Genomic DNA, 16,782 nt, shown 5'->3' on the forward strand with positions numbered 1-16,782 from the left:
GCCGCTCAACCTGCCTCCCGCGGGACGCTCAGCAGGAAGTCGTAGAGCTCCTTGCGGAGCCATTCGCCGTTGGTCGAGGCGTCGGGGAGCGTGACGGGGTGGACGAGCAGAGCGGTTGCGGCGAGCACGGCCAGAGCGGCTGACCTGGCGCCGATCGCGGGCTCGAGCCGCTCGTACATCCGGTACAGGTGCTTGGCGCCGCCTGCCACGATGCGGCCCTCGAACTCCAGCTCCGGGTCGTCCTCCCGAAGGTCCTTGAGGACGCCGAGCATGGCCCGCAGATCGGCGGGGCGCCAGGCGTCGGGATGGGTGTTGAGCCAGTTGATGACGACCGACGGTTCAACGCCCGCACCGGGCGCGTTCCAACCGGGTGCGGCGCGCTGCCCGGTGGCTGCCCGGCCGCCGGCGGGCAGTACGGCCCGGATCCGGGGCAGGCTGGCGTCGGTCGGGTTGCGGTCGAGGAGGGCGTAGCAGAGGGTGCGGGTCATGGCGGCCGGTCCGTGGCCCACGACCTCGCTGAACGGCCTGATCTCCCAGCCGGGTTCGGTGGCCGCGCGTTGCGCGTGGGTCTCGAACTGGTTGACGGCGTGCGCGGTCAGGTGGGCGCGCGGGGCGTGCGGACTCTTCCGGTCGGCCTCCGCCGCCGCTTGGGTCGCCCGCCAGACCAGGTTGTAGATCTCCCCGAGCGAGCGGTACTCGGTGACCTTGCGGGCCGCCTCCGCCAGGCGGGCCGCGTGGTTCTCCGCGACCGCCGGCAGCAGGAACTGCTGCAGCCGGTGGGAGAAGTACCGCAGGGCTTCGTCGGCGATGAGTTCCCGGGCCAGCGCCAGCAGTTCGTCCTGGCGGTCGGCCGTCATCCCGGCCGGGTCGAGCGCGGCGGTGAGGGCCGCGTCGAGCTGCTCCACCGCCGCGCCGGGGCCCGCGCCGTAGGGCGCGTAGTACCGTGCCAGGGTGGGATGGCGGCTCCTGGACAAGCGCGGGGTGGCGAGCTTGTCGAGGTCCCCGCCGGCTTTCCGCACGGCGTCCTCGAAGGTGTCCGGAAGCCAGCCGAACGCCGTGGCGGGGGTGGTGGGATGGATCTTCACCAACCCGGCCCGCAGCAACTCGTCGAGCAGCGGGCCCAGCTTGCCCGGAGCGGGGTGCAGCGGCTCCGGCCAGGCCTCGACCTCGCCGACGGGCGAGCCGGAGGGCGCGTACCGCAGCAGCGCCAGGGCAGCGACCAGTTGCCGGACCGAGGCGTCGGGCGGCACGCCGCCCTTCGTGCGTTGGCCCGCCGGGTACCTGGCCTCGACGACCTCCTGCTGGCTCTGCCGCCATCGGGCGCGGGCCTCGTCGACGGCCTGCTGCTGGGGCTGCTCGGCCTGTTGGGCATGTTGGGCCTGCTGGGGCTGTTGGGCATGTTGGGCATGTTGGGCATGTTGGGCCTGCTGGGGCTGTTGGGCCGGGGCCTGCGGCTGGGGCTGTCGGGCCTGGGGCGTGACCTTGGCCGCGTCCCGCCTGGCCTTGCGGGCCGGGTCAACGACCTGCCGCACCGCGGTCAGCAGCGATCCGGTGCACGCCACACAGGCCGGGTCGCGGCCCGCCAGGAGCTGCTGGAACGCGGTGCGGGAGGTCAGACTGAGCGGCCCGGCGCAGCTGGGACACCGCCGCGCGGGCACGACCGCCCGCACCCCGGCCGCGGCGACCGCGTGGAGCTGCCACCCCCACCCGTTGAGGTCGATCTCTCTGGTCTTCTCGCACCACACCGGCGTCCCGAACTCGTCGGCGAACCCGGCCAGCGCCCAGTAGCGCTCGCCGATGGCCACGAGTTCCGGGTCGGCGCCGGCGACCGGCACCACGTCCGGAAGCAGCAGGGACAGGCCGTCGGCAACCGGCCGGGGGTCAGGAAGATCGGTCACGAAACACACTCTAGGTGCGCACTCTGACACGCTGTGCTGCTATGGCCGACCTCGTCCGGTGCCCGATCGGACTCGCTGCCCCGCGCGGCGGCCGAGTTGCCTCGCCGCCGGCGCGCGGCTGGGCCTGGCGGGAGCTGGGTGGGTTCTCGAAGTGCCGGGTACTGGGCTGCTGTTGGCGGTCGCGGCTGGTCGCGTCTGTTCGGGTTGCGGGGCGCGGGTTGCGGGCCATGGCGCGGGTGCGGGTGCCCGCCTCGGGCAGGTGCCTTCTAAGCACTTGGCCGCTCCCCGGAGGGCCCCGGAACGCGGACGAGGCCGGTCGGCGCGCTGCTTGCGCAGCGTCACGGCCGACCGGCCATCGTGCGGGTGCCCCCGGCAGGACTCGAACCTGCGGCCAAGTGCTTAGAAGGCACCTGCTCTATCCGCTGAGCTACGGGGGCGGGGCGGGCGTTGGGCCCGGGGGTGGGTGTCCGGTGCCTAATCCCTGGGTGGGGGTTGGTGGCGCCCTTGCCCTGCCGGGGACAGGATAAGGGGGTAAGGCCGCCTTGCCTGCCTTTCCACCGATGGAGTGGGTGTGTCGGCCTTGCGAGAGCGGTCTGATAATCGCAGGTGGCGGGGCGGGGTGCAGCATTGTGGGGTGCCTTGCCGCCGGACGTTGTGCAGTCGTTACGGCGATGTCTCCTCACCCGTTATGGACCTGCCGCGCTGGTAGCGGGGTGTGCTGGGAACGTAACGGTTGAGGAAGGGTGGGGCGGGCCGGGATTTCGGTTCGTCCGGTCGGATGACGTGGACAGAGCGTCCTTGCGGCCACTCGTTCAGGGGGTGTAGGGCGGATGCCCCCCTCCTTCTTGTCATGCACGCAGAATGTGGTGATTATCAGCCATAGAAATAGTAGCGCCAAATGCGGGCAAAGTTATCCACAGGGGCTGGTTATCCACAGAAATATCCCGCCGGGGGCCGATGCCTGCGAAATGGGACATCCTCGTCATCAGCCGGCGGATTCTCCGGTACGGGAGATATACGAGAAATGCGGAGGGCGTATCGTGAACGAGACCCTGGTGACGATGATCGGAAATGTCGCCTCGGCGGTCAGCTACGGGCAGACGGCGGCGGGGGTGCCGACGGCCAACTTCCGGCTCGCGGCAACTGAGCGTCGCTACGACCGGGCGCGTGCGGAGTGGGTCGACGGCGAGACCAACTGGGTCACCGTGACGGCCTGGCGCTGGTTGGCGACGAATGTGGTCAGTTCGCTCAGCAAGGGTGATCCGGTGATGGTCTGCGGCCGGCTGCGGATCAGGGAATGGGAGGACGAGGGCAAGCGGCGGAGCGTCGTGGACATCGACGCCCGGTCGGTGGGGCACGACCTCGGCCGGGGCACCTCTGCGTTCCGTTGGGCGGTCCGCGGTCGCTCCGAGGTGGAGCCGGCGCAGCCGGTGGGGGAGGCGGTGCCGGAGTGGATCATGCGGGCGATCCGTGAGCACCGCGCCGCGCAGGCTGTGGGATCGGCGCAGGCTGTGGGATCAGCCGGACGTGACGGGTCTGATGATGCGGGTGGTGCGGGCGCGGCGGCGGTGAACGGGCCTGCTGGGGCTGGCGAGTTGGGCGTTCCGGGCGTGCCCGGTGAGGTTCCTGGAGCGCGCGAGGCGGCCCTGGGGTCGCCTCGGCGGCGGCTGGCGATCGAGGCGGGTGGAGCGGACGGCAGCGTGGGCGGCGGTGGAGGTGACGGGGTGGTCGGCGAGCCCGGCTCCCCGGCGGCGCGTGGCACGCGGTCGCCCCGAACGGCGCGCGGCGCGGTGTCGTCGAGGGCGCCGAGGAGTGGGCGCGCGACCGGCGGGGCACCGGCCGGAGCGGAGGGTGAGGTGGTGGCGGTGTGACGGAGCGCGGTATGCGGCTGACGGCGGAACGGAGTGCCTGCCCCGGGCGCCGGCCCCCTCCGACGGGTGCGGCCGGCCAGGCCAGGCGCTCCGGCGGCCCGGATGGTGCCGGGCGACCGCCGGATGGGCGTGGCATGACGGTTGGTCTGGTGGTGGGCCCGGTGGTGGGCCTGGCAGTGGGTTCCGGTGCGCCCGCCCCGATGGGCGCGGAAAATGCGGTGCGGGGGGACGGGGATACGGCAGTAGCGGGACCGGTCAAAGGTGACTCGCCCGTTGAGCGTTAGTTGAGCTTTCAGCGACACTTCTCGTCGCCAAGCGTGCAATGGGAGGCTGACGGTAGGTCGGCGAGTCGATAAAGTGACGAATATCTGGCGCCGTGTCAGGGCGACGCGGAGGCAACCGGCTTGATAACAATTCCGATACAGATCCCACTTCTTTGAACGTGGCGGTTTGCACGCCTGCGGTTGTCAATATGATGCGTCTGGTTCAGACAAGTGCGGCAGCGCCACAAGCGCGGCAATGCGCGGCGGGCCGTCATGGGCGCGGCCCTGCCCGGAGGGGTCATTCATGTTCCACATGCAACGGCGGGGTATCTCCCGCATAGCCTCTGTCATGCTCGCGTCGAGCATGGTGGTCGGCGGCGGGTTCGCGTTGGCGGGTGCGGCCGCCGCGGACAGCGGCAACGGCGGCTCGGGGGCGACTGCCACGCTCCAGGACGGCCTGAAGGCCGGCGGCAAGATCAAGATCGACAACGGTGACTGGATCGCCGGTGGTGGCCTGATCGTCCTCAAGGCGGCCGACGGCACCGAGTTCGACACCTACTGCATCGACATCCACAACGAGACGCAGGAGAACGCGCAGTACCAGGAGAGCGACTGGTCCGGCATCTCGCTCGGGAGCAACCCCGACGCCGGCAAGGTCAACTGGATCCTGCAGAACTCCTACCCGCAGGTGAGCGACCTCACGGCGCTGAGCAAGGACATCGCCGGCGGCGCGACGCTCACGGCGGACCAGGCCGCGGCCGGTACCCAGGCTGCCATCTGGACGTACTCGGACCACATCAAGGCGGTCCCGCTCGACTCCACGGCCGCGGCGCTGGCGACGTACCTCATCGGCCACGCGACCGATGTGCAGCAGCCGACCCCGTCGCTCACCCTGACCCCGGCAACTGTCAGCGGTGCGCCCGGCGCGCTGCTCGGGCCGATCACGGTCGCCAGCACGGGTAGCTCCGTCGACGCCAAGCTCGACTCCGCCTCCAGCGCGGCCGGCGTGGTCATCACGGACGCCAGCGGCAACGTCCTGTCGGACAAGAGCGGCGACCTGACCGCGAAGAACGGCGAGAAGCTCTACGTGAAGGCCCCGGCCGGCGCGAGCGTCACCTCGGCGACCGTCACCGCCAGCACCTCGGCCGAGGTGCAGGTCGGTCGGGCGTTCCGCAGCCTCAACTACACCCCGACCCACCACAGCCAGTCCCTGATCCTGGCCGGCAGCCAGACCGACACGGTCAGCGCCGTCGCCAAGGCCAGCTGGAGCCCGATCACCTCGCCCGCGCCCTCGCCGTCGTCCTCGTCCCCGAGCGCGTCGGGCACTCCCACCACCCCGGTCGGCTCGGCCACCCCGAGCGCCTCGCCGAGCCGTTCCACCGGCGCGGTGGTCCCGACCCCCTCGGCCAGCCCGAGCACGGGTGGCAAGAGCCTGGCGTTCACCGGTGGCGGCGGCTCGACCCCGCTGATCGCGAGCGTCGCCGGTGCCCTGGTGCTGGCCGGTGGTGGCGCGGTGTTCATGATGCGCCGCCGTGGTCGCCACAGCCGTACCGCTGCCTGACCTGCGAGCCTGAGGCTGCTGCGGGGATCCACCGCGGCAGCCGGGACAGCAGCGATACCGAGCAGTAGCCGGAGGTCGGCCCCGAGTCATTGAGGCCGATACCGAGAACCGAAGTGGCCTGGTCCCGACCCCGGGGCCAGGCCACTGGCGTTCGTCCACCGGCGTTCGCCGTCGCGCTGTCCCGCCCCGCGCCTGCCCCCGCAGGTTCGGGATGAGACCCGGGGTGCGGCACAATGGAACGCTGACAGCCTGAAGCACTCCTCGACGACGCCGGAGCGATCTCACGTGGCGGAATACATCTACACCATGCGCAAGGTGCGCAAGGCGCACGGCGACAAGGTCATCCTTGACGACGTGACGCTCAGCTTCCTCCCCGGAGCGAAGATCGGCGTTGTCGGACCCAACGGCGCCGGTAAGTCCACCGTGCTGAAGATGATGGCCGGCCTGGAGCAGCCCTCCAACGGCGACGCGTTCCTGTCGCCCGGGTTCAGCGTCGGCATGCTGCTGCAGGAGCCGCCGCTCGACGAGTCCAAGACGGTCCTGGAGAACGTGCAGGACGGCGTCAAGGAGGTCAAGGGCAAGCTCGACCGGTTCAACGAGATCGCCGAGCTGATGGCGACCGACTACTCGGACGCGCTGCTGGACGAGATGGGCAAGCTCCAGGAGGAGCTGGACCACTCCAACGCGTGGGACCTCGAAGCCCAGCTGGAGCAGGCCATGGACGCGCTGGGCTGCCCGCCCGGCGACTGGCCGGTCACCAGCCTCTCCGGTGGTGAGCGCCGCCGCGTGGCGCTCTGCAAGCTGCTGCTCGAGGCGCCCGACCTGCTGCTGCTCGACGAGCCCACCAACCACCTGGACGCCGAGTCGGTGAACTGGCTGGAGCAGCACCTGGCCAAGTACGCCGGCACCGTCGTCGCGGTCACCCACGACCGGTACTTCCTGGACCACGTCGCCCAGTGGATCCTCGAGCTCGACCGCGGTCGCGCCTACCCCTACGAGGGCAACTACTCCACCTACCTGGAGACCAAGCAGTCGCGTCTCAAGGTCGAGGGCCAGAAGGACGCCAAGCGCGCCAAGCGGCTCAAGGAAGAGCTGGAGTGGGTCCGCTCCAACGCCAAGGGTCGGCAGGCCAAGTCCAAGGCCCGCCTCGCCCGGTACGAGGAGATGGCGGCCGAGGCCGACAAGATGCGGAAGCTGGACTTCGAGGAGATCCAGATCCCGCCGGGCCCGCGTCTGGGCAGCATCGTCGTCGAGGTGGACAAGCTCAACAAGGCCTTCGGCGAGAAGGTGCTGATCGACGACCTCAGCTTCACCCTGCCGCGCAACGGCATCGTCGGCGTGATCGGCCCCAACGGTGCCGGCAAGACCACGCTCTTCAAGATGCTGCAGGGCCTGGAGAACCCGGACTCCGGCAGCGTCAAGGTCGGCGAGACCGTCAAGATCAGCTACGTCGACCAGAGCCGCGCCAACATCGACCCGAAGAAGACCCTGTGGGAGGTCGTCTCCGACGGCCTCGACTGGATCAACGTCGGCCAGGTCGAGATGCCGTCCCGCGCCTATGTCTCGGCGTTCGGCTTCAAGGGTCCGGACCAGCAGAAGCCGGCCGGGGTGCTCTCCGGTGGTGAGCGCAACCGCCTGAACCTGGCGCTCACCCTCAAGCAGGGCGGCAACCTGCTGCTCCTCGACGAGCCCACCAACGACCTCGACGTCGAGACCCTCTCCTCGCTGGAGAACGCGCTGCTGGAGTTCCCGGGCGCCGCTGTGGTCATCTCCCACGACCGCTGGTTCCTGGACCGAGTGGCCACCCACATCCTCGCCTACGAGGGTGACAGCAAGTGGTTCTGGTTCGAGGGCAACTTCGAGTCCTACGAGAAGAACAAGATCGAACGCCTGGGTGCCGATGCGGCCCGCCCGCACCGCGCGACCTACAAGAAGCTGACGCGCGGCTGACGATCAGTCAGCGCCCGCTGGTCCGTCAACACGCGGCCCACGGCTGACCGGGCCCGGTGGCCCAGCGGCCCGGTCGGGTGCCCTCGCGGCATCCGGCCGGGCCGATCGACTGAGTGGAAGAAGGAGAGACGTCCGTGGCGCGCCACATCTACGCCTGCCCCCTGCGGTGGTCCGACATGGACGCCTTCGGCCATGTGAACAACGTGGTCTTCCTGCGCTACCTGGAGGAGGCCCGGATCGACTTCATGTTCACCCAGGCCGCCGAGGCCGGCGCGGGCGAGTTCGCGGGCGGCTCGGTGGTGGCGCGGCACGAGATCGACTACAAGCTGCCGCTGGTGCACCGCCCGGCGCCGGTGACCATCGAGACCTGGGTGACCAGGATCGGCGGGGCTTCGCTCACCGTCCGCTACGAGGTGAAGGACATCGCCGAGGACGGCACCGAGACGGTGTACGTCCGGGCGTCCACCGTCGTCGTCCCGTACGACCTGAAGAACGCCCGCCCGCGCCGGATCAGCCCGGTGGAGCGCGAGTTCCTCGGCCGGTTCATGGACGAGCCGGACGCGGACGGGACGGGCAAGGGCGAAACCGGCGCGGCGAAGCGCGCCGAGAAGGTGCCCGCGGCGGCCTGACCACCTCGGGCTGACCACGACCGAAGACCGACAACTGACAACTGACGACCGAAGACCGAAGACCGAAGACCGAGCGAAGTGTGAGCGCACCGTGATCAGTACCGCCAGGCTGGTGCTGGCCGACCCCCGCGAGGCGGCCGACCTCGGCGCGTTCCTGGTCCGCCTGCTGCGGTTCGACCGCGCGGCGGCGGTCCGGCTCCAGGTGGCCCACGGCGAGGCGGGCGCGGGCGCCGGTGGCGCCGGCGTGCTGGCCGTCTACGGGCGGTTGCCGCTCGGCAGCGCGGGTGTCCTGGCGCTGCGCACCGCGCGACTGGCGGGGTCCGTGGAGTCCGGGGACCAGGCGGCGGCCGCTGACGCGTCCACCGGTCCGGCCGTCGACCTCACCGTCTCGGCGGGCCAGCTGCTGGACGGCGTGGACCAGGAGGACGGCGCGCTCGCCGTACCGCCGCCGGTGACCGGTCCGGCCTGGGCGGGTCTGCTGCCGCCGCGGGCCGGCTGGCGGCTGCTCGGCGCGGTCGGCGCCGACCAGGTGCTCCCGCAACTGCTGGCCGCCGTGGGCGAGTTCAAGGAGCGCACGGCCCAGGTCCCGGAGCACCACCGCACCCGTGCGGTGCTGGACGGCATCGCCGACGAGATCTGGGCCCGCCCGCTCACCGCTCTCCCGGCGCTGCCGCTGCGCGCGGCCCACGCCGCCTACCGGATCGGCTTCCTGCACCCGGGCGCCCCGCTGACGGCGCACCGCGCGGGCGGCTGGCTGCGGCTGACCGCGCCGCACGGCACCGTCGCGCTGCGCGCCGCCGCCGCTCCGGGCGCCGGTCTCGGGCTCACCCCGCTCGGCTGACGCCCGATCGCTGGGGCGGCCGATCGCTGGGGCGGCCGAGCGCTGCGACGTCCGATCGCTGGGGCGGCCGAGCGCTGCGACGTCCGATCGCTGTGACGACCGATCGCTGTGACGACCGACGCCCGCCATACGACCTATGACGATGGCCGGGCCGGGAGATCCGCTCCTCAGCCGGCCTCCCGCTCGTCCGGCCGCACCGCGATGTGGTCGGCGGCCAGCTCGACCGCGACCCGGTGCTCCATCCCCAGCGCCGCCAGGAACTCGCGCGGCAACTGCACCCGGCCGGTGCGGTCCAGCATCACGTACTCCCGCTCGCTGACCGTCTCCTGGCCCTGCTCGTCGGTGAGCGTGTGCCGCAGCACCTCGGAGCTGGTCCGCCCGTCCCGGATCGCCACCGTGCGGCGGACCTCGCCGGCCACCATCGGGTCGTGCGTCACGATCACCACGGTGGCGCCCAGTTCGCGGTTGACGGTGCGGAAGGCCTCGAAGATCCCGGCAGCGGTCTCCGAGTCCAGCTCACCGGTCGGCTCGTCGGCCAGCACCACCGAGGGGTTGTTGGCCATCGCGACGGCGATCGCCACCCGCTGCTGTTCGCCGCCGGAGAGCTGGGCGAGCCGCCGGTCGGCCAACCGCGCGATGCCGAGCGCGTCCAGCAGCTCATGGGCTCGGGCAGCCCGTCGCTTGGCCCGGCCGGCCGCCCAGCGCTCGCCGTTCAACTGCATCGGCAGTGCCACGTTCTGGGCCGCCGTCAGGAACGGCATCAGATTGCGCGCGGTCTGCTGCCAGACGAAGCCGACCACCTCGCGGCGGTAGCGCAGCCGCTCCTTCGCGGTCATGCTCAGCAGGTCGCACCCGGCCACCGCGGCCGAGCCGGCCGACGGGACGTCGAGTCCGGCCAGGATGTTGAGCAGGGTGGACTTGCCGCTGCCGGAGGCACCGACCAGCGCGACCAGGTCGCCCTTCTCCACCAGCAGGTCAAGGCCCTGCAGCGCCTGCACCTCGACCCGGTCCGCGGTGAAGATCCGCACCAGCCGGTCGCAGCTGATCACCGAGTCGTGCCCGTAGACGGGAGCGGCCTTGGCGGTCCGCACCCGCTGCCGCAGCTCCTCGAGGCTCACTTCGCCTTCCGGGCCAACGCCCGGCAAGCCACCCGGCACGCCCTCCGGCCTACCGTCCCGCCCACCGCTCATCGCTGGTCACCCGCTCTCAACTCGGTATTGATCTGCCGCCGCCCGGCGAACAGTGTCTCCGCGACCACCACCGCGCAGGACAGCGCCGCCAGGATCAGTGCCTGCCAGGCCACCGGCAGCGGTGCCGCCAGCAGGCCGCCGGGCACGCTGGTGCCGACCACGGCCGTCAGGTTCACCGCCGTGCCGAGCAGCGGCACGGTCAGGTAGGTCACCCCGGCCCCGGCGAGCGCGGCGAGCAGGGTCTGCGGCAGCGTTTCGATCAGGATCAGTGCCAGGCCCTGGCGCGGTCGCAGGCCCATGGTGCGCAACCGGGCCAGCAGCGCGGCCCGTTCGGGTGCCGCGCGGAGCAGGGTGAGCAGCAGCGCGAGGGCGCTGAACCCGGCGGCGGCGATCACGGCGGTCCAGAACAGCCGCTCGGCCGCGAGCTCCAGCGGACTGTCGCCCAGCCCACCTGCGTAGTCCCGCTCGGTGGCGATGACGAACTGCTGGCTCACCTGGCCGAGTCGACCCGCCTGGCTGTCGCCGCCGGGCCCGCCCGCCGGCAGCTCGCCGGCCAGCAGCCCGCTCAGCTGGGCGCCGGTGATCCCGTCGCCGGTGCCGAACCACTCGTTGGGTGCCGCGATCAGCGTTGCGGCCCTGGGCAGTTGGCGCACCACGGCGGCGCCGGAGACGATCACCACCGGGCGCTCGGCGGGGTCCGGTATCGCGGGGGTGGCGTGGAACACGCCCGCCATCCCGATCCGCAACTGTCCGTAGGCCGCCGGAAGTTGGATCCCGGCACCGCCGCTGCCGACGGCGGCGGCCGCATTGTCGCTGACCAGCGCGGGGACCAAGTCGTCGGAGCCGTCCGACGAGCCGTCCGACGAGCCGTCCGACGAGTTGCTCGACGAGCCGCCCGTGCCCTCCAGCAGGGCGGGATCGAACTGCCCGTACCCGACCCGCTTCGAGAGTGCGGCGTAGCTCTGCGGATCGACCATGACCAGGATCGTCCCGGCCATGTCGACACCGTCGCTGGTGGCGAGCGCCCCGAGCGGGTCGATCACCACCGAGGTGCCGGCCCGCATCCCGGGCAGCTTGGCCGCGGCCGCCGGGAAGCCGGCCGGCAGGGTGGTCCCCTCGGCCGCCGCCACCCGGGCGTCCCCGCCGACCAGCTGACGGACCGCCACCTCCCGCGCCGAGGCGGTGGAGGTCAGCACGGTGACCCCGAAGCCCGCCGTGGTGACCGCGAGCAGCAGCGCCATCAGCGGCAGCACGGTGGGGGAGCGCCGCCGGGAGCCGGACCCGTCCAGGCCCTGGCCGGCGCCGCCGCCCCGGGTGGCCCTGGCCAGGCCGAGGAAGCCGATCGCCCCGCGCCCGCGCGCCGCCAGGCGCGCCCCGGGGGCGAGCAGCAGCGGGAAGAGCCGGGCCAGCAGCACCGTCCCGGCGACCGCCAGCAGCACCGGTGCCGCACTCAGCAGCAGGTCCAGCGAGCTACCGGGCGGGGCGACCCCGCGCCGGCGCACGGCCAGCACCGCGCCGGCGGCCAGCGCCAGCGCGGCCAGCTCCGCGACCAGCCGGCCGGGCCCGCCCAGCGGCCGGGCGAACCGGGAACGCCGGCCGGTCCGCACCGGTGCGGACCGGCGCCCCTTGCCCCGGGGCCCGGTGGCCCGCAGCATCGCCACCGCCCGCACCGGGAACGGCAGCAGCCCCGCCAGCCCCGTCAGGACGCCGAGCAGCACCGCGCTCGTCCACCGGGGCGTGGGCAGCAGCACCAGCGCCAATGCGGTGCCGAGCAGCGCGGCCGGCAGCACCGCCACCGCGGTCTCGGCGAGCAGCCGCCCGCCGATCGCCCGCAGCGAGCCACCGCGGGCCCGGAGCAGGGTCAGCTCGGCCTGCCGGCGGTCCACCGCGAGCCCGGCCGCCAGTAGCAGCACCACCAGGGCTACCGCGCCCGCGCCGAGCGGGCCGATCGCGTAGAGCGGGGCGGCCGCCGCGCGTTCCCGTTGGGCCTGCTGCAGCAGCGTGGGCAGGCTGGACTGGGCCTGGAGGTCGGGGACGCCACTGGTGATCGCCAGCTGCGCGGCCAGCGGGCCGTTCAGGATCGAGCTGATCAGCTGCTGCGCCTGGCCGAGCTGGTAGCCGTGCAGGTGGTGCGGGTCGACCGGGACCTGCCAGAACAGCGCGGCCCCGCCGTCCCAGTCCGGCAGCTGCGCCAGTGCGTCGCCACCGACCAGCGCGTTCACCTGCCAGTAGCGGACGGGCTGCCCGCCCGGGACGCTCATGCTGGCCACGCAGGGCGCGGCCAGGCAGCTGACGGGGGACCAGAACGGCCCGTTCGGGTCGGTCAGCTGGAACACACCGACCACCACGGCCTGGCTCCGGGGGCCCTGGGTGGGCGGCACGGGGCCCGCGAAGGTGGTGCTCGGGCCGGTGTTCAGGACGGTGCCCAGGCCGGCGTGCAGCAGATCGGCGGTCGGCTTGGCCAAGGCGATCTCGAAACGGCGGCCGCCGGTGGGACCGATGTCGTCGGCGGTCGGCAGGCGGCCGGACAGCAGCCGCAGGTGGGCGCCCTGGTCGTGCAGGGTGATCAGGTTCATCGACGGCGGCGCCGGCGGCGGACCGTCGATCTGCGGCAGCCCGGGGTCGGTCAGGTTGCTGGGGACGGTGGTCTGGGCGCCGTAGGTCTCCTCCCCCGGGGCGGCGGCCAGCGGCCCGCTGAGCTCGGCGGGGAGCGTCTTGGCCACGGTGTCCAGGACCTGCTGGCGGTAGCCGGTGAGGCCGCCGGCGCGGCCGATGCCGCCGATGCCGCCACTGCCCTGGTCGTTGGTGACCTGGGCCGTCAGGCTGCGGGCGGTCGGCGAGGCGTCGTCGAGCAGTTTGGCGACCGCGTGGTCGGAGTCCCGGTCCAGGGTGCGGGGCAGCGCCACGGCCAGGAACGTGGTGCCGAGCACCAGGACGGCCAGCAGCAGCGCGGCGGTGCGGCTGGTCCGCAGCCGGGTCCGCACCCAGGGGGCAAGCGGGCGAGCGGCGCTCACATCTCCTCCGAGAGGCGCAGGCGGGCGATGGTTTCGGCCCCCCGGGCCGGCCGCAGTACCCGGTGGACGGTGAGCAGGACGGGCAGCGCGGCGACCGCCGCCAGCAGCACCGCCGCCTGCCCGGTCGGCAGCACCACCAGCACCGGTGGCATCGGGCGCTGCGCGGCCTGGGTGAGCACGGTGTGCGGCACCACCAGGTGGACCAGCACGGTGCCGAGCAGGGCGCCGACCCCGAGGCCGAGCGCGATCAGGATGCCCTGCTCGGCGGCGGCGGTCCTGGCCAGTTGCTGGTGCCGGGCGCCGAGCGCGCGCAGCACGGCGAACTCACCGGCCCGCTCACTGGCGGCGCCCACCTCGGCCGCGGCGAAGCCGATCGCGGCCAGCACGGCCGCCGCGACGGTCAGCGCCAGCAGCGCGCTCTGCGGCGCGGCGCTCAGCGGGTCGGCCCGCATGCCGGCCAACTGCTCGCTGTTCAGCTCGATCTGGGCCGGCACGGTGCCGGCCCGCAGCTTGGCGGCGGCCTGGGCGGGCACCGGGTCGCCCGGCCCGGCGCTGGGCAGCCACCACTCGCTGGGGCCCAGCGGCAGGCCGCCGGCGCCGGCCAGCGCCCGGTCCAGGGTGGGCAGGTCGACCATCAGCGCGGTGGTCGGGCCACCGCTGTCGCTGCCGACGGTGGGCAGTGCGGGGACCACCTCGGTGATCTTGATGTCCACGTTCACCGTGCCGAGCGCCACCGGGACGTGCTGGCCGACCTTGGCGCCGGTGGCGTCGAGGTAGTCCTTGGTCGCGGCGGCGTCGACGGTGGCGGGGAACGAGCCGCCCGGTCCGGCCACGGTCACCTGCTGGGTGTCGGTGACGCTCTGCGGGTAGCTCAGACCGATCAGGTCCTGGCCGTTGGCCGGGGCCAGGGCGGAGGCTTTCTGCGGGGCGCCGGGCGTGATGGGCGTCTGGGTGCCGGGTATGACGGGCACCGGCTGGTTGCCGGTCCCGCTGCTGTCGTCCGTGAGGTGCCAGTCCAGTCCGTCGGGACGCGGCACCGGCACGCCGGGTGCGCCGGACGCGTCCACCGAGCTGAGCCGATGGATCGTCAGCTCCTGCCGCACGTCATAGCCGGAGAAGCTGTTGGTGATCTGGAACCCGGTCAGCGTGAGCGGGTAGGCCGGCCGGCCGGCCGGGGCGGCGAAGAGCGAGCCGAGGTCCGCCGAGATGGTGGCCGAACCCTGGTCGGGCAGGTTGGGGACGATCGCCTCCAGCGCGACCCCGAACCGGTCGCGCAGCTCCACGCGCAGCGTGGGGGCGGCCTCGCGGGGGTCCTCGGGCAGGTTGAAGGCGGTGGGCGGTGATGCGGGCTGGTCGGTCCGCACTGACAGGTCGAGGTCGAGCCGGATCGGTTGGCCCGGCAGCGTGATCCCGCCGGCCGGTCCGGTGGCCGCGCCGGCCGTCCACCCGGGGGACGCCGCACCGGCGGTGGCGGCGGTGGCGGGTCCGGTGGCCGCGCCGCCGGTTGTGCCGCCGGAGGTCAGCGAGTCGAACAGCTGGACCGGCGTCTTCCCACCGGTCAGGTCCGGACGCAGCCGCACCGAGTCGGCCGCGTCCTTGGTGTCGAGCGCCAGCAGCTGCCCGATCCGCCCGCTGCGCAGCGGCAGCGGTTGCCGGGTGACGGGCAGGAACCGGTTGCCGCCGGGCAGGGCCGCCAGCACCCCGCCCTGGCCCGTCGCCGGCACGGCGAGGCCGGTCACCTTGAGGCCGTTGACGGTGGCGAAGTCGGCCTGGTCGCGCTGCGAGACGTTGAGCGAGGCGGCCTGGCCGAGCGCGAGCAGGCCCATCGAGACCGCGAAGACCAGCAGCAGCACCGGGCCCGCGTTGCGCCGCGGCCGGCGGGCGAACTGCCAGCCGGCCAGCGCACCCGGCAGCCCGCGGCGCCGGCTCGCCCAGCGCTCGCCGAGCCGGGCGACCAGCGGCAGCAGGCGCAGCGCCAGCATCGTGCCGGCGCACAGCGCCAGGGTGGGCGCGGCGACCAGGACCGGGTCCAGGCCCAGTCGCCCGCCGGCGTCCGCGCTCAGCGCCCCGCCGCCGGCGGTCGCGGCGCCGGCGGTGGCCGAGACCGTGCCGCCGGCCGCCGAGCCGTAGTGCGTGAGCTGCAGGTAGCCCAGCACGGCCAGCGCCAGCAGCGCGAGGTCGGCGCCGGAGCGGGCCAGCCCCGAGGCGAGCGCCTGGCGCCGCCCGGCCCGCCGCTGCAGCGTCGAGCCGGCCGCTCGCAGCGCGGTGGGCACCAGCACCACCAGGACCGCGCCGGCGGCGACCGCGAACGAGATCAGCCAGCCGCCGGCCGACAGCCCGCCGCCCAGCGTGACCCCGGTGCGGGCGAGCGGGCCGTAGGTGTCGAGCAGGCGCAGCAGGGGCGGTGTGAGCAGCGGGGCGAGCACGGCGGCGGGCAGCGCGAGCACGGCCGCCTGCAGCGCGGTCAGCCGGGCGACCTGGTGCCAGGCGGCCCCGCGCGCGGTGAGCAGTCCGTCCTCGGTGGCCTGCCGCTCGACCAGCAGCCGGGTCACCAGGACCAGCGCGGCGATCGCCAGCACGGCCAGTTGCAGGGCGCCGATCACCAGGGTGGAGGTGGCCGCCAGCAGGTCGTTGTGCAACTGGTCCAGGACGTTCGGCAGTTGACTGGTGGCAGTGAGGCCGGTCTGGTTCTGGAAGAGGGTCAGCCGGCTGCTCGTCCGGTCCCCGAGGGCGTCCAGCCGGCTCGCCTGGGCCTTGGAGAAGTCGGCGGAGATCAGCCAGTTGTCGCCCTCCTGGGCGACCCGGCCGCTGCTGAAGACCGAGGCGGGGACCAGCAACGGGCCGTAGGTGGTGAAGCCGTTGACCTTCAGGCCGCGTCCGGCCAGCGGGTCGAGCTGCCAGTACGGGGAGTTCGGGGTGGCGGCGTGGTAGCTGCCGGTGATCTGGATGTCCAGCGGGGAGCCGTCGAACCGGTCGACCAGCCGCAGGGTGGTCGGCAGGCTCGCCCCGCGCAGGCCGAGCCGGCCGATCGCGGCGTCCGGCACGGCCACCTGGACCGGCGCGCCGGCGGCGGTGGCCTGCGGCAGGTGCCCGGTGCTGACGGTGACCTCGGCCGGGTCGAGGGCGCCGAGCAGGGTCAGGTCGGGGTCGGCCGGCTGGCTGTTCGCGTTGGTGGCGCCGGCGGTGGCGCTGGTGGCGGGCAGTCCGTAGGCGTGGCTGAGGGCCAGCTCGCGCACGGTGCTGGGCATGGGGTCGAAGATGCCCTTGGCCAGCGCCTGGACCTGTTGGTCGGCCGCCCCCCGCTTGCTCGCGTCCAGCGAGTCGGAGCTGACCTGGACGGTGGTCTGCGCCTGGTTCTGGACGTTGAGAGCCCGGCGCACCCCGGCGTCCCCGGCCCCGGCCTCGAAGGCGCTCAGTGCGCAGAGCACCGTGGCCGTGAGCAGTACGGTCAGCGCGGCGGCCGAGGCCAGCGCCCAGCGACTGCGCAGTCTGCGCAGGACAAAGCCCATGGGCGATTCCGCCCTCCCCCCGAAACGACCGGATAACGGGCGATGCTGTCAGACCA

At 73.3% G+C, this 16,782-nt stretch carries 9 protein-coding genes and 1 tRNA gene; 5 read left to right on the forward strand and 5 right to left on the reverse strand.

Annotated features, from left to right (window positions below; genetic code table 11):
* Positions 1-5: 5 nt before the first annotated feature.
* Together OG403_RS25815 and OG403_RS25820 are read right to left on the reverse strand one after the other, a co-directional pair.
* A complete protein-coding gene (locus OG403_RS25815) occupies positions 6-1,898 on the reverse strand; it encodes a hypothetical protein (RefSeq protein WP_329568320.1) in 1,893 nt (630 codons plus the stop codon).
* 364 nt (positions 1,899-2,262) lie between these two features.
* A tRNA-Arg gene (locus OG403_RS25820) sits at positions 2,263-2,335 on the reverse strand.
* Between the two features lie 393 nt (positions 2,336-2,728).
* Between OG403_RS25820 and OG403_RS25825 the strand changes: the two genes are divergently transcribed.
* The 5 genes from OG403_RS25825 to OG403_RS25845 all read left to right on the forward strand — a co-directional run bounded on the left by OG403_RS25825 (position 2,729) and on the right by OG403_RS25845 (position 9,013).
* Entirely contained in the window at positions 2,729-3,769 is a 1,041-nt protein-coding gene (locus tag OG403_RS25825) for a single-stranded DNA-binding protein (protein ID WP_329568321.1), read from the forward strand.
* A gap of 612 nt (positions 3,770-4,381) precedes the next feature.
* Positions 4,382-5,593, forward strand: coding sequence for a thioester domain-containing protein (locus tag OG403_RS25830; RefSeq protein ID WP_329568324.1), 1,212 nt, complete (start codon positions 4,382-4,384; stop codon positions 5,591-5,593).
* Positions 5,594-5,878: 285 nt separating this feature from the next.
* Complete coding sequence (ettA, locus tag OG403_RS25835) at positions 5,879-7,543, forward strand: energy-dependent translational throttle protein EttA (RefSeq protein WP_329568326.1); 1,665 nt, start codon at positions 5,879-5,881, stop codon at positions 7,541-7,543.
* Between the two features lie 134 nt (positions 7,544-7,677).
* On the forward strand, positions 7,678-8,172 hold the full coding sequence (locus OG403_RS25840) for an acyl-CoA thioesterase (protein WP_329568329.1): 495 nt from the start codon (positions 7,678-7,680) through the stop codon (positions 8,170-8,172).
* Positions 8,173-8,263: 91 nt separating this feature from the next.
* Positions 8,264-9,013, forward strand: a complete 750-nt coding sequence (locus OG403_RS25845; protein ID WP_329568330.1) for a hypothetical protein — start codon at positions 8,264-8,266, stop codon at positions 9,011-9,013.
* A 167-nt stretch (positions 9,014-9,180) separates the two neighbouring features.
* On the opposite strand, the gene OG403_RS25850 is transcribed toward OG403_RS25845, so the two are convergent.
* Genes OG403_RS25850 through OG403_RS25860 form a run of 3 tightly spaced genes read right to left on the reverse strand, consistent with a single transcriptional unit; the run spans position 9,181 to position 16,726 of the window.
* Complete coding sequence (locus OG403_RS25850) at positions 9,181-10,203, reverse strand: ABC transporter ATP-binding protein (RefSeq protein WP_442910984.1); 1,023 nt, start codon at positions 10,201-10,203, stop codon at positions 9,181-9,183.
* Positions 10,200-13,217, reverse strand: a complete 3,018-nt coding sequence (locus OG403_RS25855; RefSeq protein WP_329568334.1) for a hypothetical protein — start codon at positions 13,215-13,217, stop codon at positions 10,200-10,202. Before OG403_RS25855 ends, OG403_RS25850 begins: the two co-directional genes overlap by 4 nt.
* Positions 13,214-16,726: an FtsX-like permease family protein gene (locus OG403_RS25860; protein WP_329568336.1), complete on the reverse strand. Its 3,513-nt coding sequence runs from the start codon at positions 16,724-16,726 to the stop codon at positions 13,214-13,216. Before OG403_RS25860 ends, OG403_RS25855 begins: the two co-directional genes overlap by 4 nt.
* Positions 16,727-16,782: the final 56 nt, after the last annotated feature.

Origin of the sequence: Kitasatospora sp. NBC_01266, from assembly GCF_036242395.1 — a bacterium.
Classification (GTDB): domain Bacteria; phylum Actinomycetota; class Actinomycetes; order Streptomycetales; family Streptomycetaceae; genus Kitasatospora.